The 26046-nt window shown below is 48.3% G+C and carries 18 protein-coding genes; 3 read left to right on the plus strand and 15 right to left on the minus strand.

All coding sequences use genetic code 11. The features are described 5' to 3' along the window. Nucleotides 1–48: 48 nt before the first annotated feature. Together PEL01S_RS30595 and PEL01S_RS30600 are read right to left on the minus strand one after the other, a co-directional pair. Nucleotides 49–606: a hypothetical protein gene (locus tag PEL01S_RS30595; protein ID WP_174807033.1), complete on the minus strand. Its 558-nt coding sequence runs from the start codon at nt 604–606 to the stop codon at nt 49–51. A gap of 37 nt (nt 607–643) precedes the next feature. Next, nucleotides 644–2059: an MFS transporter gene (locus tag PEL01S_RS30600; protein WP_127462917.1), complete on the minus strand. Its 1416-nt coding sequence runs from the start codon at nt 2057–2059 to the stop codon at nt 644–646. Between the two features lie 193 nt (nt 2060–2252). Between PEL01S_RS30600 and PEL01S_RS30605 the strand changes: the two genes are divergently transcribed. After that, a complete protein-coding gene (locus PEL01S_RS30605) occupies nt 2253–2600 on the plus strand; it encodes a winged helix-turn-helix transcriptional regulator (RefSeq protein ID WP_063180920.1) in 348 nt (115 codons plus the stop codon). Nucleotides 2601–2815: 215 nt separating this feature from the next. Next, nucleotides 2816–3694, plus strand: coding sequence for a LysR family transcriptional regulator (locus PEL01S_RS30610; protein ID WP_127462918.1), 879 nt, complete (start codon nt 2816–2818; stop codon nt 3692–3694). A gap of 111 nt (nt 3695–3805) precedes the next feature. Here the strand turns inward: PEL01S_RS30610 and PEL01S_RS30615 are convergent, their stop codons facing one another. The 12 genes from PEL01S_RS30615 to PEL01S_RS30670 form a co-directional block, all read right to left on the minus strand. Further along, nucleotides 3806–5227, minus strand: a complete 1422-nt coding sequence (locus PEL01S_RS30615; RefSeq protein ID WP_239551550.1) for an amino acid permease — start codon at nt 5225–5227, stop codon at nt 3806–3808. A gap of 20 nt (nt 5228–5247) precedes the next feature. Beyond that, entirely contained in the window at nt 5248–6459 is a 1212-nt protein-coding gene (locus tag PEL01S_RS30620; RefSeq protein WP_127462920.1) for an ornithine--oxo-acid transaminase, read from the minus strand. Nucleotides 6460–6486: 27 nt separating this feature from the next. After that, nucleotides 6487–7401 carry an arginase gene (gene rocF, locus PEL01S_RS30625; RefSeq protein ID WP_127462921.1) on the minus strand — a complete coding sequence of 305 codons (915 nt, stop codon included), beginning with the start codon at nt 7399–7401 and terminating at the stop codon, nt 6487–6489. A gap of 499 nt (nt 7402–7900) precedes the next feature. Further along, nucleotides 7901–9421, minus strand: coding sequence for a TolB family protein (locus PEL01S_RS30630; protein WP_127462922.1), 1521 nt, complete (start codon nt 9419–9421; stop codon nt 7901–7903). 18 nt (nt 9422–9439) lie between these two features. Continuing rightward, nucleotides 9440–10981, minus strand: coding sequence for a hypothetical protein (locus PEL01S_RS30635; RefSeq protein ID WP_127462923.1), 1542 nt, complete (start codon nt 10979–10981; stop codon nt 9440–9442). Nucleotides 10982–11362: 381 nt separating this feature from the next. Then, the gene (locus PEL01S_RS30640; RefSeq protein ID WP_127462924.1) at nt 11363–13030 is read right to left on the minus strand and encodes a glycerol-3-phosphate dehydrogenase/oxidase; all 1668 of its coding nucleotides are present in this window, start codon (nt 13028–13030) and stop codon (nt 11363–11365) included. 28 nt (nt 13031–13058) lie between these two features. Then, nucleotides 13059–15545 (minus strand): glycoside hydrolase family 31 protein, encoded by a 2487-nt coding sequence (locus PEL01S_RS30645; RefSeq protein ID WP_127462925.1) that lies wholly within the window; start codon nt 15543–15545, stop codon nt 13059–13061. Between the two features lie 24 nt (nt 15546–15569). Further along, nucleotides 15570–17057: a glycerol kinase GlpK gene (gene glpK, locus PEL01S_RS30650; RefSeq protein ID WP_127462926.1), complete on the minus strand. Its 1488-nt coding sequence runs from the start codon at nt 17055–17057 to the stop codon at nt 15570–15572. A gap of 78 nt (nt 17058–17135) precedes the next feature. Continuing rightward, nucleotides 17136–17957: a carbohydrate ABC transporter permease gene (locus PEL01S_RS30655; protein ID WP_127462927.1), complete on the minus strand. Its 822-nt coding sequence runs from the start codon at nt 17955–17957 to the stop codon at nt 17136–17138. 1 nt (nt 17958) lies between these two features. Then, on the minus strand, nt 17959–18858 hold the full coding sequence (locus PEL01S_RS30660) for a carbohydrate ABC transporter permease (RefSeq protein ID WP_063180943.1): 900 nt from the start codon (nt 18856–18858) through the stop codon (nt 17959–17961). A gap of 40 nt (nt 18859–18898) precedes the next feature. Further along, nucleotides 18899–20191: an ABC transporter substrate-binding protein gene (locus PEL01S_RS30665; RefSeq protein WP_127462928.1), complete on the minus strand. Its 1293-nt coding sequence runs from the start codon at nt 20189–20191 to the stop codon at nt 18899–18901. Nucleotides 20192–20252: 61 nt separating this feature from the next. Next, a complete protein-coding gene (locus tag PEL01S_RS30670) occupies nt 20253–21116 on the minus strand; it encodes an AraC family transcriptional regulator (protein ID WP_127462929.1) in 864 nt (287 codons plus the stop codon). Between the two features lie 528 nt (nt 21117–21644). On the opposite strand from PEL01S_RS30670, the gene PEL01S_RS30675 reads away from it, so the two are divergent. Next, on the plus strand, nt 21645–21851 hold the full coding sequence (locus tag PEL01S_RS30675; protein WP_127462930.1) for a hypothetical protein: 207 nt from the start codon (nt 21645–21647) through the stop codon (nt 21849–21851). A gap of 268 nt (nt 21852–22119) precedes the next feature. Here the strand turns inward: PEL01S_RS30675 and PEL01S_RS30685 are convergent, their stop codons facing one another. Next, entirely contained in the window at nt 22120–25923 is a 3804-nt protein-coding gene (locus tag PEL01S_RS30685) for a GH32 C-terminal domain-containing protein (protein WP_127462931.1), read from the minus strand. Nucleotides 25924–26046: the final 123 nt, after the last annotated feature.

The following is a 26046-nucleotide window of genomic DNA, read 5'->3' on the forward strand; positions in this document are numbered from 1 at the left end:
ATTACATTATAGAACATATGTTTGCATTTGTACACAAGAGATGCTGATTCATCTCCCCCTTATCGAAGAGGGAGTCTTCTCAGCCTTAACGATAAATCCTTCGGCATCGCCAACCGTCATAGGTCCCATCTGTTCCTGATCATCGTAGAGCCCCGCCAATTCTATAGAATCAATCCGGCTGAATGCTTCGGCGGCTTTCAGTGCAAGTAGCGTCATGACTCCGGATTGCGAGTGGCCAAGTGGAACGATTGGTCGGCTTGGCGGAGTCCTAAGCGCTGAAAGCAAGAAAGGTGTTACCTCATCAGCTAACTTCGTAATACCGATATGTGCAATTCCCGATGTCAGGGCAACGTTGATTAATGCATCAGCCGGATCCTGTAAGGCGGCAACGATGAGATCAATTTGTCCCCAATCATATGATTCGATAGATTTATCCAAATCTAGATAAACTGTTCTCGCATTCCCCAGTTCTTTTGCCAGGGCCGCCCCCTTATCCGGATTTCGACCCGCAATAATAATTTCGATCTCTTTGTTAATTTTTCGTACATGCCTGGCTATGTTGCTCCCAACAATCCCATAACCGCCTGCGATGAATATAGCTGCCATTTTGTTATCCTCCAATGGTTTATTTGTCGTTAACGCTTTAATTGTTTACATAATGGACCGAAGCCCGCTTGCGAAGGCCAAGCGCAGTGATGATAATACCGAGAATGGATGCTGCGATCGGTACGATCATAGCTGTACGATATCCGTCAAGCAACGCTTGCGGGGATTGGTCAATTCCTGTGGCGGCAATATTCACAGCGGTTACTACTGCCAGACCGAGAGCGGCGCCAAATTGAAAAGAAGTGTTCAGCAGACCGCTGGCCAGCCCTTGCTCTTCTTCTGAAATTCCGTCTGTAGCGGCAATGGTGAGTGGTCCGTAGGTAAGAGAAAAGGCGACACCTGTCAGGATCATTGTCGGAAACATAGCCGCATAGGTCCAATCAAGACCGATAGGCAGAAATAACGCATAAGCCACGGCAGCAAGGCAAAAACCTCCGAATATCACCGGAATGTTGCCGAAACGATTTACCAGCTTCGGGGTCAGGGTTGGTGCGAGTATGGCATCCACACCGACAGCAAGTAGGGCAAGACCGGTTTCAAGAGATGACCATCCGCGCAGTTCCTGCAGGTATAGGACAGTCAAGAATTGGAACCCGAAAAAGGAACCGGCGAACAACATCGCACCGAGGTTAGCGCGTACCAGCGAGCCGGCAGCGAAGATACCAAGACGCACCAAAGGGGACGCCGAACGTCGTTCAATGACTACAAAGACACCAAGAAGCACTGCACTACAGACAAGTGCGCCAATCGTCCAGCTCAAGCCCATGTTGGACGCCTCTACAACTCCGTATACAAGGAGAAGCATTGCCCCAGTGACGCTGATTGCTCCGGCCAGATCGAAGCCTTGGGCGGAGGACTCCGGTCGACCCGAGTCCGGTATGAGACGGATGGCGGCCAGAAGAATCACGAATGCGAATATGACCGGGCCATAAAAAACCCACCGCCAACTGAGCTCACTTAATATCCCTCCTACAACGAGTCCAAGAGAGAAACCGGCAGCCGCTGTCCCGGCGTAAACCAGCAGTGCTTTGTTACGGGCCGGCCCTTCCGCAAAGCTCGTCGTGATGATGGATAAGCCGGCGGGAGTCATAAACGCCGCACTAATGCCTGTAACGAATCGAGCGACGATCAGCATCCATCCTTCGGTGGCCAGTCCTCCACATCCGGAGAAGACGAGGAATACCGTGAGCCAAGTCAAAAACATTTTCCTTCGGCCGAACAGGTCCGCTGCACGCCCTCCCAGCAGCATAAAACCGCCATAGCCTAGTACATAGGCACTAACTACCCATTGTAGCGAACCGGTCGACATGCCAAGCTCGGCGCGGATGGAAGGCAAAGCCACGCCAATCATCGACACGTCGATCCCTTCCAGAAAGATGGCGCCACACAAAACGAACAATAAGCCCCATGAAATATGGCCGGCAGTTCGGGTCTTTTGACCGTTTTTCCCCATTGGATATAACCTCCTATCGATATTTTTATCCTTTTACGGAAACGGAAAATTTAAAACACCGACTTCCGTATTGGACAAGGAGATTATCTATCATATAATCGAGTTAGAAAAGTACGCACTTTCTTGTGACATTGTCACCAAAAAGTAACATACATACAAAAAAGCACCTCTATTATGATAGGAGGCACCTAACATGAAACCGAATCCGGATCGGCACTATAACATCCCGATTGAAGCTACGCTAGATGTCATTGGGGGCAAATGGAAAGCACTGATCTTATGTCACTTGACATATGGAGCCAAACGAACGGGCGAATTGCAAAGAGTTATACCGAACATCACCCGAAAAATGCTGACCCAGCATCTGAGGGAATTGGAAGAGGATGGCGTTATTATCAGAACGGTTTACAACCAAGTTCCGCCGAAGGTCGTTTACGAATTAAGCGGTTTGGGGGAATCGCTTAAACCGATTATCGACATCATGTGCGAGTGGGGCGACCGATATATCCAGGGAGCACTATGGACGAAATCGTCCAGTTGATGAACATAGGAAAGAGAAGTATATTCGATGACCGGGATTTCTTGATACATAAGGAACTCCGGTCTATTCCTTTTGGGGTACGGCAGGGTCCAAGCGCAGCCGTGTGCGCTCATGACGAACCTGGAGTTCTGGCAACGGAACTATTTCATTGATATAATAAAGAGGAATTGTCTGGTTTATTTGTTTATTGTTTGCAGTTAGTTTGGAGGTATACAATGGAACTCAGAAACCTTAAAACCTTCCAAGTCGTCGCCGACCAATTAAATTTGTCCAAAGCAGCCGAAATTTTATCCTATACACAGCCTACGATCTCTGTCCAAATTCAAGCATTGGAAAGAGAATTGGGGCATCCCTTATTTAATCGTGTCGGTAAAAAAACGTTTTTAACCCCTACCGGAAAATTGGTGAAGCACCATACAGACATCATTTTGAACGCTATAAGCGATTTGGAGTCCGCCTTAAAAACGCTTGACGAACCGTACGGCAAACTTGCCATTGCAGCCCCTGAATATTACTACGGCCGGCATCTCTCGTTGTTAATCAGTTCTTTCATTAAAGACCATCCGAAGGTTAAATTGGATTTGGCTTGCTACAACAGTAAAGAAACAATAAAGTTAATAAGCTCCCATCAAGCCGATATCGGAATCATCGCGGGAAAGTATAACTCACCCGAGATGGAATCGATTAATCTGGACACCGAAGAGGTTATGATGGTTACGACCCAAGAGATCGCCCAACAATATGACTTGTCCACGGTTTTCTCCCATTACCCGCTGATCACCTATAGAGAAAGCTGTAATCTAGAAGACGTCATTAAAGGATGTCTATCTGAATTACAATATCAACCTACGAACATCATTGAGTCCGGCAGCGACGAAGCGATCAAACATTCGGCAATCAATCAAACAAGCATCGCTTTGCTAAGCTCGGACGGAATCAAGGAGGAGCTGGCTACGGGGAAGCTTGTCCCGATTCATCGTTTTCAACATCGGGTTGAAACCTCTTTGATTTACCTCAAATCCAGGTCGGAAGAAGCCAATATTCAAAGCTTTAGCGATCTTCTCAAGCAGGCTTGGAAACCTTTGGAGGATTGAAATTGAATACAGAAAGAATGGCAGGAGGAGCTTCCCTTCTACCATTTTTTCTACCTAAATGGATCAAAGCCTCTTTCCTATGGGAACTCTGCTTTCAATCGGTAAGCGGTTTCAAATTTCACAGTGATTACTGGTTACCCTTGACGCCTGCTTTTTTTTCTTAAACTTCATGTGATAAATAACATAACAAAAAGTAACAAATGGTACTGCGCAGTACAGCGCAAGCCGTTGATTCGGGTCAAAGGCAAGCCCGATGCAAGCAACCGTACATAGGATAAAGGCTGCTATTGGAATAAAGGGATACAACGGGGTACGGTATTTCAAGTCAGCAAGACGTCCGCCTTGTTTGAGAAATTTTTTTCGGAACATGTACTGCGAAGCAGCTATAGCCATCCAAGCCATAATAGCGCTCAATCCGGCAAGCGAAACCAGCCATAGATAAACGGTATCTGCTGCGTAAACGCTGGAAAACAGCGACAAGCAGGCAATACCGACACTAATGATTAATGCATTTAGCGGTACTCCCTTTGCTGTTAATTTTCCTAGAGCGACAGGAGCCATTTTATTTCTTGAAAGAGCCCAAAGCATACGGGATGAAGCATACAGTCCCGAATTCGCAACGGACAATAGAGCAGTTAAGATAACAAAATTCATAATGTCAGCAGAATAAGGAACACCGATATTGTCAAAAACCATAACAAACGGACTTTCTATGACTCCCGCTTCTTTCCACGAAATTAATCCCGAGACAATAAAAATGGATAACAGGAAAAATAAAATAATTCTCCAGACTGTATTTCGAATGGCTCTCGGCACGGAAGTCTCCGGATCTTTGCTTTCTCCCGCGGCAATTCCAACGAGCTCACTGCCCTGAAAAGCAAAATTAACCGTGACCATCGACATCAACACGCCGCCTAAACCATTAGGAAATAAACCGCCTTCTCCCGTAAAGTTAGAAAACATAGGGGCAGACGAATACCCTTTCATGTGAATAAACCCAAACATAGCAGCGCCGCCTAAAACAATAAATGCGATGATCGTAAAAAGTTTAATACTCGCAAACCAGTATTCCGTCTCGGCGTATGCTCTTGTAGAAAGAGCATTCAGTAAAAAGAGCATAATAACAAAGATAGTACACCAGATCCATGTCGGTACATCAGGAAACCAGCGCTTCATGATTAATCCGGAAGCTGTAACCTCAGAGCCTAATGTAATCACCCAACCAAACCAATATAACCAGCCGACCGTAAATCCTGTGGCAGGTCCGATATATTTGGTCGCATACGTTTGAAAAGAGCCTGATTCAGGCATGGCAACGGATAATTCGCCAAGGCACATCATAACGAGATACATGATGAGTCCGCCTACCAAATACGCGAGAATAGAACCGCCGGGTCCCGCCTGACTAATCGTATAGCCTGAACTGATAAACAGCCCTGTGCCAATAACTCCGCCGAGTGAAATCATATATACATGCCTGCTCTTCATCGTGCGCTGCAACTCGGTCACGCCATGAACCTTCTGTTCTATCATGAATTCGCCTCGTTTCATCCTTACTGGGCTGCAGCTTCTACTTCATGAAAAACCGATACAATTCGCTCAAGCGCCCAATCCAAATTTTCTTGCGAAATATTTAACGGCGGAGCAAAACGAATCGTCGTTTCATGCGTTTCCTTGCACAGCAGGCCCAGCTCTTTCAGCTTTTCGCAATAAGGGCGCGCCGGTTCGTTCAATTCCAGCCCGATGAATAAGCCGCGGCCGCGAATTTCCTTCAATTTGCTGCTTTTGATCTCTTTTAGCTTATTCATAAAATATTGTCCCGATTGTTCGGAACGACGAACCAAATCCTCTTCTTGCAGAACATCCAATGCCGTAATTGCAACTGCACAGCCTAACGGATTGCCGCCAAAAGTAGAGCCGTGAGAACCCGGGTTAAACACGCCAAGAATGTCCTGGTCAGCAGCGACCGCAGAAATCGGAAACACCCCTCCGCCTAATGCTTTACCCAAAATGTACATATCCGGCTTCACATTCTCCCAGTCGCAAGCGAATAACTTGCCTGTGCGCCCGAAGCCCGTTTGGATTTCATCAGCAACGAACAAGACATTGTTGTCCTTGCAAAGCCTTTGCGCTCCTTGGATAAATCCGGTGGGCGGAATATTGATGCCCGCTTCTCCTTGAATCGGTTCGAACAAAAATGCAGCGGTATTCGGCGAAATCGCGTTTTTTAAAGCTTCCAGATCACCGTACGGAATAATTTTGAACCCGGGTGTGAACGGCCCGAATCCAGCCTTATATTCTTCCTCGGAGGAAAAAGAAGTAATCGTAGTCGTACGTCCATGGAAATTGCCTTCACAAACAATAATTTCAGCTTGATTGGCAGGCACTTTTTTCACGCCGTACGCCCAGCGTCGAATGGCTTTGATCGCCGTTTCCACGGCCTCTGCACCTGTATTCATCGGAAGGATCATACTTTTCCCCGTCAGCTGCGACAGTTTTTCGTAAAATGTCCCTAACTGGTCATTGTGAAACGCGCGGGATGTCAAAGTAACTTTATCCGCTTGATCCTTCAACGCTTGAATGATTTTCGGGTGTCTGTGCCCATGATTTAACGCGGAGTAGGCACTTAGCATATCCATATATTTGTTGCCTTCCGGATCTTCCACCCAAACTCCCTCCGCTTTAGAGATAACGATAGGCAGCGGACGGTAATTTGCAGCTCCGTATTTTTCAGTCTGTTCGATAATTTGTTTTGTCTGTGTCATGGCAGGGCCTCCCCGATCAAAATGACTTTATAGAATTCGTTCTCCTAAAAGCGAGCCGGCCAAGTCGACAGCGGATTTGGCCGTCCTGTTATTCACATCGAGCATCGGATTCACTTCTACAATTTCCGCGGAGACAAGAGCGCCATGTTCATGCAGATATTCCATAGCAAAATGGCTCTCTCTATAAGTAATCCCGCCCTCCACAGGCGTTCCAACACCGGGCGCTTCCCGCGGGTCCATCCCGTCCAAATCCAGACTGAGGTGAATACCGTCCGTACCTGCCGAAACCCGCTCTAGCGCTTCATCCATGACCGTTTTCATGCCATATTTGTCGATGTCATACATCGTAAATACGCGAATGCCTTGCTCCTTCAAGAACAGCCTTTCGCCTGGATCGATCGATCTCGCCCCGATAATAACAACATTGCGCGGATCTAATTTCTTGTGCGCTCCCCCAATCGAAGTAAGACTTGGATGCCCATGACCTAACAATACAGCCAGCGACATTCCATGAATGTGACCCGAAGTGGTCGTAAATTCCGTATTCACATCGGTATGCGCGTCGAACCAAATGACACCAAGCTTATTCACATGCTGCAAGATACCTTTAATTGTACCGATAGCAACACTGTGATCTCCGCCGATAACGAGAGGAAAACGGCCTGTTCCCATCTCTTGGGCTACCACTTCAGCCAATTTCGTATTAACGCGAACGATTTCCGCCAAATACTTTAATTTTTCATCAGGATCACACCGATCGTGCAAGCGGTTAACCTCGATATCGCCGCAATCACTGACGCGGAAACCCAACGCTTCCAGCCTTGCTTGAATTTTCGAACTCCGAATCGCAGTCGGCCCCATGTCTACACCAGAACGATTGGCACCGAGTTGAAGCGGCACGCCGATAAGCGAAATATCGTTGCTGTTTTTTGTAGTAATCATAGAGAATTCCTCGTTTTCATATGGTTTTTTTACATAATATGATGTTTCCAGACAAAAATAGCGCTTTCTTTTTAAGTCATCCCGCTCGATGACATCTCGAATGTAACATAGCTTCAGCGGAATCAAAAATTGAAATCATCTATTGTTACTATTTAAATTATTTATGGTCAACGATGCTGAGGGAGGGATAAACAGAAAAGTGTAAATGAAATGTGATCCTATAGCGGCTGGATCTTGCGTGTCGGTATAGCCGCTTTCGACGATCAAGGCCGCCAACTGCCTGCCCTATACGGGGACGTATGAAGGAAACCGGTTGAACTATGACAGACGATACGCCCCAACATCCTGGACGACCGAATACGGATTGGAAACCAAAATCGAGCTGCCCGCTTCGAATAAATGAGGAAGACAGACTGCCAAGGTCATTCTTTGCAGTCTGTCTTTTCAAATTTGCCAGCCAGCTCGCTGCCGCTTAAAGCTTGATTTCGCTGATATTGGATTACTTGATTTTAAGCATATACAGCTCATGATCCGACTTTTGGACCGACTTATATCTAGTTTTGGAATAAACGAATACACTACCGTCATCCGAAAATGCTCGCGGGGTCGTTATGATCGTTCCATAATCAACGGGATTGCGTTTGCTGCCATCCGTACTTGCCACCCACAGCATTCCTTGTTCGGAGGTTTGGGCGGTTGACTCTTGCTGGATGAAAGCCATAACCGACCCGCTTTGATTCAGGCGAAGAGCGGAAACCTTGGAATAAGAAAAGCTCAGCAGAGCCTTGAATTCGGCTCTTTGAAAAAATACAGGATTGTTCCTGGCCTCATGAAATTGGTTCGCTCTCACGCGTTCACCATGCAGCTGCCCGACACCCTTTTCTCCGTCTACTGACCAAACCGGATTCTCTACGGAAGACGGATGCGTATAAATATCCTTTTCTTTCAAATCGCTCAGCGTGACGTCATATACACGATCTTTCTTCATAATACGCAATGCTTTTGAATCCTCGCTGAACCCTATAAGCTTAAGGTCGCTGCCTTCGGCAATAACCTTGTGCTGGCGGGTACTGAGTTGATAAACCCGGATTTTTCGCCCCTCCGCCGTACTGTAAGCGATTCGGTCGTGGTCTTTCGACCAGACGAGCTCCTTAATGCGTCCGTCTAACGGCTCTGTAGTTAAACTGCGGCTTTCCATATTGTAAATATGCAAAGACTTGAACTCGCCAAACGCAACGAGCCTGTTATCCCAGCTCCAGACGGGCGGAGCATCCTTCGAATAGCCGCCTTCTCCGACTGTCTCCCGGGAACCATTCTTTGTATCGTAAATGACGAGCTCGCCGTTATACGTATCGTTCGTCAAATAAGTTATATATCTTCCATCGTGAGAGAGCGACGGCACGTGTCCATCACCCAATTTTACGGGCTGCAAGGAGGAATATCCGCGGGCGGCCTCCTCCTTGATAGCCGCGATATCTTTGCCCAGCGTTCCCTTAGTACCGCTTGAAGCAAAATAAATGACAGCATCGTCTATATTACCTTGACGATATATGGCTTCTCCATACTTCAAAGTACTTTCCTGGTTACCTTCGCGTAAATAATCATCCTCAATTTGTTTAAACGAAATATTCGCATTATGCAAAAGCAAAGGCGGCTCGGAAGTAAACCCTATGTCCGTTTCTTGAGTACTTTGCTTGCCTTCTCTGAAAGGTTTCGGCGGCTCTTGGGCTTGGTTAGCCGGTAAAGCCGCTTGCTCAGCCCCATCTGCTTGCTGCGCCGCCTGTTGCGGTTTCACGGCCTCTCCGGCAGCGCTTGTTGTCTGTTGCGATGATTCAGATTCAACCGCTTTCGGCTTTGCATCGCTCTTTGGTAAAGCTTTCGTTGGTTCCGCGGACTGATCTTGATTAGATGCATATTTTTCCACGGGTTTCTTATCCGCAACTGATGGCTGCACAGCTTGACAAGAGCAGAGCGTGATCGAAATCAAAATGATGAACAAATAAATCAGCGGCTTATCCATCCGTCCGACTCCCCCCATTTATTTGGAAACCCCTGATAAGGAAACTTGATAAATCTCAAATTTTCTGGGATAACCGTCTATTCTCGTTTCTTTGGTATACACGAACAAGGAGACATCGTCCGAAAAAGAATGCGGGGTTGTGCTGATATATCCGTAATCGACCGGAATACGCCTTTTACCTTCGGTTTCTGCCAGCCACAAGGTCGAAAAAGGAACATCATTACTTATGCTCGATCCCTCCGAAGGCATGGTTGCACTTTGGTTGAGGGCGATCCAGCGGCCGCTGTCTGTTATTCTTAAGCTTTCGCGTAAACTGTAGGAATAATCAAATGTCATGAGCGTGTTTACCGATCGAAAATTAAAATATTGCGGATTTCTGCCAAAGCTCGTCCCATGATCAAAATTCATTTCGCTAAATCCGGCGCCTTGGCTCAAATCTGGCGTCAGAGTGAGGCTGCTCAGGCCCACGGGAATCGTTCCAACCAATGTTTCCTTCTTGTCCTGCACGGCAACGTCAAACACCCGGCCATCCCTCCGGATTTGCCGAAATATTTGGGGCGTATCCTCAAAAGGCTTCAGATAGCCGCCAAAACTCCCCTCAAGCTGAATATGACTTCGGGTACTTAGATCAAACAACTGGGGCACGTAGCTCTCCTTCTTTTTATCATAGGTTCCCACTAGTATTTTTTGGCTGTTTGCCGACCAAAGAATAAAGTGGTCCAAGGAAGAATCGAACTTTTCTTCCCAGATTTCATTTTTCGGCAAGTCATAAACAAATAAACTGCTACCGTTGATATAAGCCAGCTGCCGATTGTCATGGCTCCACTTCCATTCCGGAAAGAGCGAATCACTTATGCTCGACACTCGCTTCGATTTACCAGCTTTAAGATCGTAAATCATCAATCCTCCATTCTCGTAGTAAGCGATATACTTACCGTCATGTGAGAGAACGGCACTTTTGCCATCAACCAGCTTGCGTGGCTCGACCTTCGCACTGCCGGTTCTCAAATCGTTCATAAGTTGAGGGAGCCGGCTGCTCTCCTTCCCTCGTTCCATCGCCCGATGAATGTAATGAATCGCATCGTAAATCAATCCGTTGTCATACATTGCTTCTCCATATCTCAACAAATTTTCGCCATTGAACTCCAGCTTTAATATTCGTTCCGCCTCCTTCAGGCTTGCCCCCTTGACACCTGAGAGTTGCTGCCTATCGGGAGGAGAGGAGTCAGGCTTTTCCCGTTCGCTTCCAAGGGTATTGCCGCTGCTGCTCGGGTCCTCATTCTTCGGCTGGATCACATCCCCATTGGATGGAGACGGGGAACTGGAACTGGAATTGGCATTGGATGCTACGGGATCAGGTGCCACCGGAGGAACCGAGGTCGGACTCGGTGCCGTCCCCGCATCCTTTGGGGCATTCGACTTTTCACTTTCGTTTTTTTCAACAGCGGATTGGGTGGGCAACCCGTTATTATTTATCCGAGTCGTCGTATCTGTGGAGCATCCCGCTAACAGTATGCCTGCCAGCACTCCAGGAAAAATATTCCTGCTTATCCTAATCATCCTAACATCCTTTCCTGTTGCTAACTGCCAAAATTTACTGGGTATCTTATAATATTTCGGTAAAAATAGAAAGGAAATTTACCCTTATTTTAGAAATTGTGCCTGAATACAATCGAGTCATCTTTCCATCACCGAGCATACAGATAAAGTACAAAAAGTGCTTGCCTTTGACTTATCGGAAAGCCAATGGCAAGCACTTTTTTTATGCGATATAGATAGAAATATACAATAGGTAAAGAGCATACATCGTTATAGGACAAGAACTTACTTCGTTAAAACCTTGTCTCCAACGAGCGTTCTCCTAAGGGATTTCCGCCTGCAGCGCACTGGCAGCCCCAAGCGGGCTTTCACGTGAGGCCCATGACTGCACAATCTGAATTATTATCTAACATCTACAGGGACAACAGCCTCGAGAAGCTGCTTCTCTAGCTCTTCCCTGTACTGCCGTGTCTCTTCTTCGCTCCAATGCAAATACTGCTCCATAAATGCAATAACCGGCGTCCTGAATTCATGCAGCCATGAGATATTAAACAGCAGCGCGCCCGTACGCCGGTTAAAGAAATCGATCGGTTTCACCGTCATTTCCTCTTCAATAGCGTAGACAATCATGGCCAGCACGTCTAAAGGAAGCCCGAAGTCCAAACCGTTCTTTCCATGGGCAGCCGCCAGCTCGTACAAACGATCAATATTCGAGCCGTATTTTCGAACAAGCTTCTCCGCTTGCTCCTTGCTGAACCCCCGCTTTATGCCCTCCGCCGTTTTCCGCTCGATAAAGGCTGGGAATCGATCCGGTCCGCCTACATGTCCGCCGGAGATCGGCATGGTTTTGGTCACGCAGGGGGTAAATCGGGTTACTCCTTCCTTCTTGAACAAGTCGTTCAAAAGATCGACGACCATTTCCGCCATTTTGCGATAACCGGTGAGCTTGCCTCCCGCAATGGTAATTAATCCGGACTCCGACTGCCAGATTTCATCCTTGCGGGATATTTCCGACGCCGTTTTACTTTCTTCAAAGATAAGCGGGCGAAGTCCCGTCCAACTGGATTCAATATCCTGAATGCCAAGGTTCAATGTGGGAAACATATAATTAATGGCATTAATGATATAGTTGCGGTCTTCTGAAGACATTCTCGGATGAGCGATATCTCCCTCGAAGACAGTATCCGTGGTGCCTACATACGCTTTACCGTCCCGCGGAATAGCGAATACCATCCGCCCGTCCGGCGTATCGAAATAGACGGCTTGCCGCAGCGGAAACCGGGATTGGTCGATCACCAGATGCACCCCTTTGGTCAGCTGCAAATGTTTCTTGGTTTTCGATTGATCCATCTCCCGAAGCGTATCTACCCAAGGCCCGGCGGCATTCACGATTTTGCGGGCAAAAATCTCATACCATGCTCCGTGGATCGTATCCCTGACTTTCACTCCAACAACTTTGCCGTTTTGATAAATAAACTGCTCCACCTTGGCATAGTTTACAGCCTTCGCTCCACGCGCGAACGCTTCTTTCATCACCTCGATGGTGAGGCGGGCGTCATCGGTACGATACTCGACGTAGACGCCGCTTCCCTTTAGCCCTTCACGCTTGACGAGCGGCTCACGCCGTATCGTTTCCTGAACGCCGAGCATTTTCCGCCGCTCGCTCCGCTTCACTCCCGCCAAAAAATCATAGAGCCTCAGTCCCAGAGAAGTACTGAACTTTCCGAACGTACCGCCTTGATGGAACGGAAGCAGCATCCACTCCGGAGTGGTCACATGAGGGCCATTCTCATACACAACCGCGCGTTCTTTCCCAACTTCGGCGACCATTTTCACCTCAAGCTGCTTCAAATAACGCAGTCCTCCATGGACCAGCTTGGTGGATCGGCTGGAGGTTCCCGCTGCGAAATCCTGCATTTCCACCAGCACCGTGTTCATGCCCCTGGTCGTCGCATCAAGCAGAATACCGGCCCCGGTAATCCCGCCCCCGATGATAAGGACATCGAACGTTTGCTTCGGTAAGGCTTGTAATATTTCCGTCCTTCTGTTACTTGAAAAGGCTTTCTCCATCTTGCATCCCACCTTCGACGATCACGAGTTAAATGGAAATCAAGTCTTTTATATCGAAGTTAACTGCAATTTCATAATCGGCTTGGCTGTTGTCGTACTTGATTTTTGCCGTTTTAAGCTCCAGATCGTAGTACCAGCCTTCTTCCTTCGCTTTCCACTCGGCGGGATCGAGAAACATCGGAAGCTTTCTGCCCTGGAGCATCACTCGAACCGGGGCAATTTGGTTACATACCAAATCAATGACGATTCGCTTCACTGTGCTGGCGTAAGCTCCGTCTTTCTTGAAAGAAATAACGGTGTTTCCATCCGTTTCGACGTTGATCGTTGTTTTCAGATAGTCGCCGTTCTTGTAATTGTTCGTTACCCCGTCGTCCTCATACAGAACGAAGCTTGCTTTCTCGGACGGCTCGATCAGCAAATGCAGCTCTTCTATACGGTCGTTATGAATGTTCTGCAAATACGGCGCGAGCGGAATAACAGCTCCGCTGCGGATAAACATCGGAATCGAATCCAAGGAAACCTTACGCCGGATCGTCTGTCCCCCTGCATAACGCTCTCTTGTATGCCAGTCCACCCATTCGCTGCCTTCCGGCAGGTACACCGTTCTCGTTTCCGCCCCTTTTTCCAAAACATTGGCGACCAGTATCGACCTTCCCAGCATGAAATCGAAGCTTTCCTCCCAAGTGGCGGGGTCATGCTGAAATTCATACACCATCGGCCGCATGACCGGAGAGCCCAGGACGGAAGCTTCGTACAGTAAAGAGTAGAAATAAGGGATCAAACGGTAACGAAGCTGAATCGCCTCCCGGATATATGGAGTATACGAAGGATACATCCACGGCTCGGTGACGGTATTGTCGGTGTTGCAGGAATGGATGGAGAACCTCGGTTGAAAAATCCCGTTCTGTACCCAACGGACGAACAGCTCCGGTTCCGGGGCAGGGCCGAAGAAGCCGCCAATATCGCAGCCCTGGTTCGCTACACCGGACAGTCCCATTCCTAAAATAACAGGAATATTGAATTTTAAGCTGTGCCAGCTCGTATTGTTGTCTCCGGCCCAGGTTTGGGCATAACGCTGAATGCCGGCAAATCCGGCGCGGTTGACAATATAAGGTCTCGTATTCGGCGCAGCTTCGGCGATCGCTTCCTTGGCCGCTTGAGCCATAAGATTGGGAAGAAGCGGCCGCAAGGCGCTGATTTCTTTCTTGCCGCCTTCAAACTCGCACAACGCATCCGGATTGTTAATTTCATATTCGTTATTGTCGTTCCAGATGGAAGTGACCCCCAAGTTAATAAACGATGCTTTCAACTGGTCCTTCCATAATTGTCTGCCTTGCGGGTTGGTGAAGTCGACGAAAGAAGCTGGTCCTCCCCAATAACGGTCGGTTTGGGATTTGTCCCCCTTATCGTCTTTTATATAGGCACCCGCCTCGTCAAATTGTTTATATAACGGGTGAGTAAGCAGCATACCCGGCTTTATATTAGGGGCCAATGCTGCCCCCTTGCTTCGCATTTGTTCGATAAAGTTTTGCGGATGAGGGAATCGTTGATTATTCCAGTTAAAGACATACCTTTTCCCGTCTTCGCCAGTGGTGTAGCCTGAAGACATGAAGAATCCGTCGCAGGGAATTCCTTCCGCCTTGCATCTATCCAGAAAGTTCAAAATCGCTTGATCCGAATCCCGGTCCAGTTCGGTATAGTACATGGTGGAGCCCATATATCCAAGCGAGTATTGCGTCGGCAAAATCGTTTTGCCCGTTAGATCCGTGTAGTGGCGGACGACATCCTTTATTTGCGGACCGTACATGAAGAAGAGATCCAGTTCCCCGCCGTCCGCGCAAAAATAACTATACTTGTTCCAGTAGCCGCTGCGTTCGCATCCCATATCAAAAGTGGATGCATGGCTGTTATGATAGAACAAACCCGTTGCAGACTGCGTCTTTCCGTTAAATTTAATATAGAACGGGATGTGCTTATACAGCGGGTCCGTATGTTCCGAATCGTAACCGATCGTATCCACATTATGCATCCGCAGCCTTCTCTTCTTTTTATTCAAATGCCCGCTTTTCTCACCGAAGCCGTAGTAATGGTCTTCATCCGTCAGGTTTGAATAATGATACAATCGGCCGTGCTTATCTTTCACATAGGGGCGCTCCTTCAAATCCTCATGGAGCACTCGGCCTTCCGCATCCGTAATTTCAATGGCAAAAGGCTCCCGGTGTATCATCAGCCGCAATTGATTCGTGCGGAGCAGCAAGTGGGTCCCCAAATCTTCATACTGAGCCGGAAGAGCCTCCTCTCTCTTGCGTTCCTCGACCATCCCATCCATCTTGTCATCCCATGCGGTCATGGTCAGCGTATACGAAGCTTCTTCGGCAAACTGTTCGTCGAAGGTGCAGCGGATTCGGATCACATAATCATTCATCAGATAGATGCGATACTTGGCTTCATCGGTCACGAGGTCCAAATAATGATGCCCTTCCACAACCTGCAATAACTTACTGCTTACTCTCATGATTTACCTCCACATTCCTATCCGTTATTTAAAAGCCCTCGTTGCATGAACGGCTTTTTTCCATCCGTCGTACAAGTTACGACGCTTGGCATCGTCCATATTCGGCATGAAGGTTTTATTTCGTTTCCATTGTTTCACGATGTCCGACTGGCCAGCCCAATACCCTACGGCCAATCCGGCCAAATAGGCCGCACCCAAAGCTGTAGTTTCGTTAATTACCGGGCGGTCGACAGGCACATTCAGAATATCGCTCTGGAACTGCATCAAAAAATTGTTTTTTACCACTCCGCCATCCACACGCAGCGAATGCAAAGTAATCCCCGATTCCTCTTCCATCACGGCGAGTACGTCCTTGGTTTGATAAGCGAGAGCTTCCAGAGTTGCGCGTATGAAATGCTCTTTGGTGGTTCCGCGGGTAACCCCGAATACCGCTCCCCTGGCATCGCTGTCCCAATAAGGGGTTCCGAGCCCGACGAGCGCCGGTACCACGTACACCCCTTCGGCAGATTCCACACGTGAAGCAAACGCTTCGCTTTCCTCGGCGCTCTTGATCATCCTAAGCCCGTCGCGCAGCCATTGGATCGCGGAGCCCGCCACAAAGATGCTGCCCTCCAGTGCGTATTCCACCCGGCCGCCTAGGCCCCAGGCGATGGTCGTGAGCAGCCCGTGTTTCGAGTACACCGCTTTACTGCCCGTATTCATCAGCATGAAGCATCCGGTTCCATAGGTGTTTTTGGCCGCTCCTTCCTCAAAACACGCTTGTCCGAATAACGCGGCCTGTTGGTCTCCGGCCGTCCCTGCAATCGCAATCTCCCCGCCAACGATTTCCTTATCCGTTACGCCGTAGATGCAAGAGGAGGGCCTGACCTCGGGAAGCATCGATTCCGGAATGTTTAACCGTTTCAGCAGCTCTGTATCCCACTTTAATTCCCGGATATTAAACATCATCGTACGGGAAGCGTTGGAGTAGTCCGTCACATGAACCTTGCCTCCGGTCAATTTCCAAATCAACCAAGTATCGACGGTACCGAACAATAATTCTCCCCGCTCCGCACGCGCTCTGGCGCCGGGCACCTCGTCAAGAATCCAGGCTGCTTTAGTCGCTGAGAAATACGCGTCGATCAGGAGGCCGGTTTTCTCATGGACCAGGTCCTTCCATCCCTGGGATTTTAACCGCTCGCAGATTGGAGTGGTTTGCCTGGATTGCCATACTATAGCGTTGTAGATCGGCTTTCCCGTCATTTTGTCCCAGACGACCGTCGTTTCACGCTGGTTCGCAATACCGATTGCCGCCACTTGACTCGGTCCGATACCTGCTTTCGACAAGCACAATGAGATGACAGAGACTACCGATTCCCAAATTTCTTCCGCATCCTGCTCAACCCAACCGGGCTGCGGATAATATTGGGCGAACTCCTTTTGCACCGCTGAAACAATCCGGCTGTCATGGTTGAACAATATCGCTCTGGAACTGGTGGTTCCTTGATCTAACGACAATATAAAGCGTTCCATCCCCAAACTCCCCTAAAAAATCCCTTCACCGACAGAGACAACCGGTCCCTGTGGTGGAAGGGAATTGGATTTTTGCAATTATTTCATCCCGGATGTCACCATACCGCTGACGAATTGACGCTGGAATATGACGAAAACCACAAGCACCGGAATCATCGTAATGACGGACATGGCAAGCAAGCTTCCCCAATCAACGTTAAATTCTCCTATAAAGTTGGACAAGGCCAATTGAATCGTATATAAGGACGGATCGCTAATTCCAATAAGAGGCCACAAGAAATCGTCCCATCGCCACATGAAAGAGAAAATCGCAAGCACCGCCAAGATCGGCTTGCAGATCGGCAGAATGATTTGCGAATAAATCCGCCATTCCGATGCCCCGTCCATCCGAGCCGCCTCAAGCAGTTCATCCGGTACGGTAAGCAAATACTGCCTGATCAAGAAAACGCCTGTCGGTGTGGCCGCCGGGGGAATGATAAGAGCCAGCAGGCTGTTGAACAATCCGAGGAAGCTGAGCACCTTAAAGATCGGGATCATAATGACCTCAAGAGGGATCATCAAGGTAGACACGAACCCGACGAGCAGCACCGCAGCCCCTCTGAATTTATATTTAGCCAGCGCGAACCCTGCCATCGAGTTGATCAGCAGCAGCAGAATCGTTGAGCTGACCGTGACGATAGTGCTGTTGATGAAGTATCGTCCGAAGTTGCCCTTCTGAACGGCAGCCGTAAAGTGCTCGAAAGTCATCGGTTCCGGCCAAAATCTCGGGGGAAAGCTGTACAAATCATTGTTCGTCTTGAAGGACGAGATGACAATCCAAAGCACTGGAAACAACCACATGGCAGCCATTACAATAAGAAAAATATACAAGACGGCTTTGGCAGATGCCTTCAATTCCACGCTAATCGGAGCCTCCCTTTGACAGTTTGAACTGAAGAGCGGTAAACAGCGAAATAAGAACAAACAATAACACGGACATTGCGCTGGCCATGCCCAGCTCCTGCTTGGCAAACCCGGTTTCGTATATATATTGCACGATATAAGTCGTATCTTTGCCCGGTCCGCCCCCCGTGAGCGCAAACAGTAACGGATACGCCTTAAACGCCTCGATCAGCGTCAGCATCACGACAAGTACGGTCGTAGGCTTGAGCAGCGGAAGCGTAATGCTCCAGAATACCCGAGGCTTGGATGCCCCGTCCAATCTGGCCGCCTCATAATAATCATTCGGTATGGCCTGCAAGCCGGCCATGAAAATGACCATATAAAATCCAAGACGCGACCAAACCGTTGCGATCACCACCGATACATTCGCGAAAAAAGAATCCGATAAAAAATGAATCGGTTCCAAGCCGAACATCGTCATAAAGTAATTCAAAACACCGAAATCGCCGAAAATCCACTTCCACGTCAAACCAACAATGATATACGAAATCATCGTAGGCCAATAAAATATGGAGCGAAATAGTCCTTTAAGCCGGATTTGCTGGATCAGCATCATCGCTACGGCGAGGGACAGGCAGTAAATCGACGGTACTACAATGAGTGCATACAGGGCGGTTTTTCCCAGTGCGCTCCAAAACTCGTTGTTCGAAAAGATCTCTTTATAATTGTCAAAGCCTATAAACTCCATCGGATTCAATCCGTCATATTCGTGGAAAGAATAAACGAATCCGATTACCATTGGAATCACGATAAAAGTGGTAAAAATCAACAAGTTAGGCAGTACAAACAAATAAGGAATCCATTTTTTAGATTGTCCCGGCTTCCTTATTGTCTTTACGGCAGAGGTTTGTACAGACATCAGGCTTACTCCTTTCCCTTCAACCGTACCGATGCATGGATTATTTCTTCTCTTCGCCGATGGCTTTATCAATTAATCCCGCAACTTTATCTAAGCCTGCTTGTCCCGTTATTTTTCCAACAATAATTTCCGAAATCGTCTTCTTCAACTCATTGCTGAATTTGGGCACAATCGTTTGCTTGGACCAATCCTCAGCTGCTGCCGGAACGGTGTTGTTCAGTTCGTTCGAGAAAACTTCCATCATCTCTTTACCGAAAGCATAGTCCAGCTTCGCGTTGTCTTTGCGCGGGCTCAGGAACAATGCCTCTTGGGTATATTTCGCATTTACTTCTTTCGTGGTGATATAGTTAATGAAATCGGTTGCTTCCTTCTCCACGCCGGAATTTTTGAATGCCATCGCGAATTTGCCGCCCGGTACCGAGGAACGCTGTTTGGCTTTCGGCATGTACGTTACGCCCCATTCAAAGTTCGAAATATCTTTATAATTGCTAATCATCCAATTTCCTGCTAAATGTGCGGCGACCGTCCCGCTGCGGAACAAGTTATTCGGGTTTTCCCCGCCAAGCCATACGGATGTGGGAGCGATGCCGTCGGTATGCAGCTTTTTAAAATATTCAACCGCCTGTATACCCGCTTCATTGTTGACTGTGGCTTTTGCTCCATCCGGGCTCATGAGGCTGCCTCCGAATTGGTACAAAATCGTCGACCACCGTTGCGGCGTAAAGTCCCACACAAGACCGTATTTAGCCCCGCCTTTTTCCATTACCTGCTTCAAGGCGGCGGAGAACTCATCCCACGTCCAGACATTGTCGGGAGATGACGGCACCTTCACTCCGGCTTTATCAAACAAGGTTTTATTGTAAATCAATCCGTTAGCCGTAACATCCATTGGAGCAGCTACCGCTTTATTATTCACCACATAGAAGGGTTTAAGGGAATCGATGAACTGTCCGGTGTACTTCTCCAATCCGCCGTTGCTCTCACTTAAGTCCACCGCCTGTTTGGCAAATCCGCCAAGCTCCGTCGTACTGATTCGGGCCAATGCCGGAGGCTCTCCGCCTGCGATCATCGTTTTCAATTTCGTCGACAGATCTTTATAAGGGACTTCGATCATATTTACTTTTACATTCGTATTTTTAGCTTCGTAATCTTTGATAATATCTTTCATGATTGCGCCTTCATTTCCATCTGCGAACCAGACAAAGTCCAGCTTTACGTTTTTACCGCCGGCTTCCGCTCCTCCACCCGATTCCTTCTTGGCGCAAGCGGCACTCATAAGCGTCAACAGAACCATGACCATACCAATAGATATCGCTTTCATTTTCTTATTCATCGCTTCTACCCCTTTTCTTCGTCTGGATAATTGAACCATTTGCTCTCTGCGGCTCAAAGCATTATGCGCCAAAGTCTTTTTTACGGTAACTCTGCGGTGACACTCCGGCGTACTTCTTGAAAGAACGGCTGAAATGAACCGCCGTGTTGAATCCGAGCTTTTCTGATATTAATCCGACCGGCTCATCGGTCGTTCGAAGCATTTTTTTGGCTTCCTCGATCCTTTTACTGATGATATAGTTGTTAATCGTATATCCGGTAACCTCTTTAAAACAGTGACAAATATAATATTTGTTCAAATGCAGAGCCCCCGACAATTCCTGAAGCGAGAAATTCTCCGTAAAATGCTGATTTACATATTGCAAAATGCGGCGAACATTCTCCTGACTGTGCGATGGCTGTATGGCAGGCGCAATTTCATGCAGACGTTTGGCCTTGCGATAAATGGCAACCAGCAATTGAACCAGAAGCGCTTTTAAAATCAGTTCGTATCCGAACGACTCCCGTTCGTTTTCCCGGTGCAGTGCCCGGAAATACGCTTCTACTTCTTTGCGCTCTTCCAGTGACCAACGAATTAACCTTCCGCTGGGCGATTCAAACAAAGACATTAGCTTTTCAAACATATCTTCCGACATCTGCTCTTGCAAAAAAGACTCCGTAAAATTTACATAGCTGCGGACATAGGGAACATCTTTCGACGGATTAACCCTATGAATGGTGCTTCCCCGAAATAGAAGCATATCTCCTGGAGATAGGTCGTATATATTATCTCCGATAATATAATTCGCATCCCCGCGTATGAAATAATAAACTTCGAGTCCTTCATGGGTATGAACAGGCCAGTTGTACTGCCAGTCATCTGCGTCCGCCCTTACATACATCCCTAATTTTCGAAGAGCCAGATTCGTGGGCGTATGAATTACCAATAGGGGCCTCCTTTCAACATCAAGCATAACTACTGTGATGTTTTTCACTCAAAATATAACATACTCAAATTGTGCCCACTTAACATATATTGCTCTTAATTTGATATGAATTGTTGAAAACGAACGATATGCTCTTCCAAAAAGAATGTTCAAAAATACCGAAAGCCCGGAGTTCTTCATCCACAAACGGATAATCGATCGTCCTTTATAGCTATTGTATTAATGCATAAAATTCGACATCGATCGACAAATTTCTAACTAGGTCATAATACTATATCATTTTGACGATGGTTTTTACAAAGTCGATCAGAGTAATCTCGTTTCCTTCCTTATCGGTCCCGATCGATCGTGCAGGATACGTCCTTGTGCGTTTTTTTCAGCGACCGAAGATGCATCGGAATTTCGATACTAATGATCGTATATAATCGAAATATTCAGTTTTGCCCTGTATCGATGCAGTACGGGCGCCAAGAGGGGCGCCTGTTTTCACATTCTTGGGCTTATAGACGACTTTAAGGGGGCATACATGTGGCGAAACAATTAGAACAAGTAGAAATATATGAGCGTTGGGGAAAAGAACTCGAAGCGACAAAGAATTTACCATTTGCTAATGCGGACAAATACCGGAATCTTATCTTGATTCTTCAAACATGCGAAATCCTAACCGCAGAGATTAAGGGAAGGAAGCTAAAAAAGTACGATCAATTGCAGGTTCTGTTTTCATTTACGATATAATGCACTTTACCGCTCGCGCCGCAATGCTGGCAGGAAAACTCTGCGCCACGCTTAAAGTTTAAATACACATGCAGCTGCCTTGCTTGTTGATCCAATTCACGATAACTAACAAACCAAGGCAACTCAATTTTATCCCGGCACCTCGCTTTTCGCCGGTAGATGGAGCATTGTCTCCTCGGAAAGTTGCTACGGAAAAGTTAATAATCGTCGCAATTTGAAAAAGACTGTAAGCATGTCTCATGGAAACACACTCACAGTCTGACATACGCTATTCGACGACTTCCATCCTCCACTTTTGCCGGTCAAGTACGGGATCAGGCTCGCTTAAGCTCAGACCGTTTCCGTTTTCTGAAACCTCAAACACTTTCCCGTTATGAACTGAAGATATGCTTACGGTACCGTCTTCGTTCCGATGGAGCAGCCATCGCTGATTGTTAAAGCCAAGGTAGCTATACAACTGGATTTTGTTTTGTCCCGTATCGAGATCCAAAGCTTTGCCTTCCAGGGTACGGATAGAATAGGAGCCATGCTCATCGCCTGTAGGCACCAAAACCCAAGCTTGCGCGGCTTCGCCTTCTCCGGCAACCTTAAGAGTGGCCGGCTCCCCGTTTTCCGATTTGGACGTATAAAGAAATCCGTTAGTCGCGATATTCGTGAATCTTGCCTTTTGCAGCTTAGCCGCTTGCATCGAGCTGGCATTAACATTTTGATAATAAGCCTGGCCTCCGAATACATGCAGCCCGAAGTGTCCATCTGCAAACGTGCCGTCCTTAAGGTCCATGATCCTTGTTCCGTCCACGAAGATTTGGATATAGGGTCCATCGGCTTCGATTTTGACGCTGTAGGTTTTCCCGGGCTGTACAAAAGCCGGTACCTTCGCCAGCACCTGTCTGTCCGCAAAGCCTCCGTCGATCTTGTAGAAGAGCCTGAAGGCCTTCATATTCGGATCCAGATTAAAATAGTATCCGCTGCGTCCGTCCCGGCTCGCCCGGAACAAAAGGGAACCTGCCCCGCCGGATTCGGCAAGCATCATCTCCGCTTCGTAGACGAAATTGCCCGCCGTTTCCTGTGACATATAATGGGCATCGCTTGGATAACTGCCACGGATACCGCGCTCGGTAGCTACCCATTTTAACGAAGCCGGATCGGAAGTCCAGCCGGTTAGATTCGTCAGGAACTTGCCGTCATACACCTTTACGGGCACGGTCGCCGCTGCTTTTCCGTTTAGAGTAGTAATGGTAATAGCAGCTTCGCCTTCGCCGGTCGCCCGAATAACGGCTTTCGCATGGTCGGCTTGTTCGATCCTCACAATATTTGGATCGCTTGTTTTCCATTTGATCGGCTGTGTCCCGTTCCGTTTGCCGTTCTCTACTGCGACATTCAAAATTTGACTGTCCCCGACATTCATTTCCCGGATGCTTGTATCCGCCAACATTCGGGTTGTTCCATCCGCCGTTTGGTTCCACACGTTCTTAAGCGCATACACCTTCATAGACAGCACGTTCACCTTGCCGCCATCGGTGTAAAAGCTCATGCCCCGGCTTGACGGGTCGGGGAAGATGACATCCGTGAAGACAACCCTGCCGTCATTCCCGAACACCTCAACGGAGGATTCATCCACGAAAACATGAAGTTTAACACGTCTGCCCTCCGGCTGAAGCGGAGCTGTGTGAACCGTTGAAAATAAATTTGAAAAATCGGATGCGCCTGAATTCGAACGATCCACGAACATCTGTTTTTCAGCGACTTGATATCCTACGATGGTTCTTTGGTCGTTTCCTTCGCGGAGATGAAACCCGAATTCACGCACCCCGCTTCCCAACGGAATTTCAATTTCGGCTTCGATTTCATAAGCTCCTGAAGCGATACCCTGAAGCAAATTCGCCCCATTCGGGTTCACTTCTTTATGGACCACGGTATAAAGCTCGCTTCGCAAAGACTTAAGCTCTTCGATCGGAGCCTGAGCGAGCCGAATTCCCTCTCCCGTCCGCCTAAGCGTCACTTCTCTCGGCAGCGTAATTTCTCCCTTCCAGCCTACGGTCGGGAATGCGAAGGGATAATCCCAATTGGTCATCCAAGCCACCATGATCCGTCGATGATCCGGGAGATTGGAGAAGGACATGGACGCATAAAATTCCTTGCCGTAATCCGTTCGCAGCACCCTGCCGGCGGGATTATCGTTGAAAAACTTCCCTTCCGTAGTCAACTCGCCGACAAAATACTCCGCATCCGAGCCTTGCGTCTTCGGATTGGCCCCCGTACTGATCATGAGCACCCATTTTTTCTCACCCGTCCCTTCCACCGTTAAAGGAAACAAGTCCGGGCATTCCCATACCCCGCCGCGAACATAATTTCCATAGCCGAAATTATCGGTCAGCGTCCAATCGAGCAAATTCGTCGAGGTAAAAAAACGGATGTGGTCCCCTCCGGACACGACCATCACCCAACGGCCGTTCTCCTCGTCCCTGACAACCTTGGGATCGCGAAAGTCCCAGCCGCCCGGGTCATCTCCTTGCTTTCCGGGATTTTCGATCACAATCGGCCGCTCCTTGGAGTACTTCCAGGTACGCCCTTGATCTGTACTATAAGCGAGCCCGATACGCTGATTGCCCCCAGGCAAATCCGGGTTATAGGACGTATAATAGGCGATCAGCCCTTTGCCTCCCGATTCTGTGAATAACCCGGACGCATTCTCCAGATCGGCAACAGCCGAGCCTGACCATACGTGTCCTTTATCATTCCACGGCAAAGCGATCGGAAGCCGCTTCCAATTCACCAGATCGGTACTGACTGCATGGGCCCAGGTTCCCCCATCCTGATGAAACAGATGGTATTCGCCTTCGTAGTAGACAAGCCCGTTCGGATCGCTGGCGGACCCGCGGGCAGGCGAGTAGTGATAAGCGGGGCGAAACTGCTCCGTGTAATAGTCGGCTGCCGCAGTCACATACATATTTTGAAAGTAAACGCTTCCATTCAAGGCGGAAAATCCGACGTGCCCACTTTTAAAGCTGTTGTCGGTAATATCGACAGCAGCCTCGGCGTACCCGTCGACAAATACCCGAATCCGATTGCCGACGGCATAGATTTCGAGATGATGTCTAGAGTCCGGTTGCGTAAGATAGGACTGTGCTGAAGTTTTGATGACGGTACCATCCGCTTTTCGCAGCTGGGCCCGGACTTGATTGCCGTCTTTCCGTAAAGAAACCGCATAGCCCGAAAGCCCCGTTTTATCGGTCCTGAAGAGCATAGCACCGTCCGCCGAATCCCTGCCGAAGGACATATCCCCTTCAAATATGACATCGCCATGGGTTAACCCAAAAATTTGCACCGCTTGCTGCCCGGCGGCTCCCGTTCCTTTATAGCCTCTAAGATCGGGCCTCCAAGTTCCGACACGGTGCTGCGGGGTGCCGAGATTCCCTTTCATGCCGCTTACTTTCACGTTCTGAAAGAGCGCCGAGCCGTCCCAAACACGCAGCCCAAGATACCCCGAACTGTAGGTATCATCTTTTATATCGATGAGCGGTTGGTACCTGTCTCCCCAATAAACCTTGATGTTGTCCCCTTCCACTTTCACCTTCAAATGATAAATTTCGCCCGCCGCAAGAGCGACCTGCCGTTCCACCTTTAGCGTTCCCTTCCCGTTGGCATCCTTCAAACGGAGCAGACCGGCTTGAGGCACAAGCTGCAGCATATAAGACGACCAGCCTTCCTCGTTGGAGCGGAAGAGCAGTGTTGCATCGGCGTTTATGTCCGTCAGCATGATATCCGCCTCATAAATAAAATCATCCGCCACGGTATCCGAGATGGCCAGAACATTCTCTTGGGGTTCGGAGGCCAGCCGAATTCCTTGCTCTGTATCCTCCAGCCTCCCTTTCCCGGAGATTCTCCAGCCCGATAGATCACTATTCGATTTGATTGCGCTTTCAGAAATGAGAGCTTCCTCCTTTTCGGTTTGAAGTGCCGATAGCTCCCCGGCTGCCCGGCCCGTTGACGGAAAGACGGTCAACATCGGAACCGAAGTGAAAAGCAGCATACAGGATAATAGTATAGGCAAACCTTTCTCGAATTTCATCCATAGGCCTCCTCTATTCTTTCTAGGTAACAATAAGCTATGCCATCGCGTAAAGGGTCTATATTGAACCGCTGTCACTGCGTTCCCTTCCTTGAATCATGGGAATAAAGGAGCTGCTCGCAC

Source organism: Paenibacillus elgii NBRC 100335, from assembly GCF_004000865.1.
Taxonomy (GTDB): domain Bacteria; phylum Bacillota; class Bacilli; order Paenibacillales; family NBRC-103111; genus Paenibacillus_G; species Paenibacillus_G elgii.

Bases quoted from the DNA above. Each gene is read 5' to 3' on its own strand.
- PEL01S_RS30595 (WP_174807033.1), bottom strand. From the start codon at position 606: ATGGCAGCTATATTCATCGCAGGCGGTTATGGGATTGTTGGGAGCAAC.
- PEL01S_RS30610 (WP_127462918.1), top strand. From the start codon at position 2,816: ATGGAACTCAGAAACCTTAAAACCTTCCAAGTCGTCGCCGACCAATTA.
- PEL01S_RS30620 (WP_127462920.1), bottom strand. From the start codon at position 6,459: ATGACACAGACAAAACAAATTATCGAACAGACTGAAAAATACGGAGCT.
- PEL01S_RS30630 (WP_127462922.1), bottom strand. From the start codon at position 9,421: ATGGATAAGCCGCTGATTTATTTGTTCATCATTTTGATTTCGATCACG.
- rocF (WP_127462921.1), bottom strand. From the start codon at position 7,401: ATGATTACTACAAAAAACAGCAACGATATTTCGCTTATCGGCGTGCCG.
- PEL01S_RS30665 (WP_127462928.1), bottom strand. From the start codon at position 20,191: ATGAATAAGAAAATGAAAGCGATATCTATTGGTATGGTCATGGTTCTG.
- PEL01S_RS30615 (WP_239551550.1), bottom strand. From the start codon at position 5,227: ATGATAGAACAGAAGGTTCATGGCGTGACCGAGTTGCAGCGCACGATG.
- PEL01S_RS30660 (WP_063180943.1), bottom strand. From the start codon at position 18,858: ATGTCTGTACAAACCTCTGCCGTAAAGACAATAAGGAAGCCGGGACAA.
- PEL01S_RS30640 (WP_127462924.1), bottom strand. From the start codon at position 13,030: ATGGAGAAAGCCTTTTCAAGTAACAGAAGGACGGAAATATTACAAGCC.
- PEL01S_RS30635 (WP_127462923.1), bottom strand. From the start codon at position 10,981: ATGATTAGGATAAGCAGGAATATTTTTCCTGGAGTGCTGGCAGGCATA.
- PEL01S_RS30605 (WP_063180920.1), top strand. From the start codon at position 2,253: ATGAAACCGAATCCGGATCGGCACTATAACATCCCGATTGAAGCTACG.
- PEL01S_RS30600 (WP_127462917.1), bottom strand. From the start codon at position 2,059: ATGGGGAAAAACGGTCAAAAGACCCGAACTGCCGGCCATATTTCATGG.
- PEL01S_RS30685 (WP_127462931.1), bottom strand. From the start codon at position 25,923: ATGAAATTCGAGAAAGGTTTGCCTATACTATTATCCTGTATGCTGCTT.
- glpK (WP_127462926.1), bottom strand. From the start codon at position 17,057: ATGGAACGCTTTATATTGTCGTTAGATCAAGGAACCACCAGTTCCAGA.
- PEL01S_RS30645 (WP_127462925.1), bottom strand. From the start codon at position 15,545: ATGAGAGTAAGCAGTAAGTTATTGCAGGTTGTGGAAGGGCATCATTAT.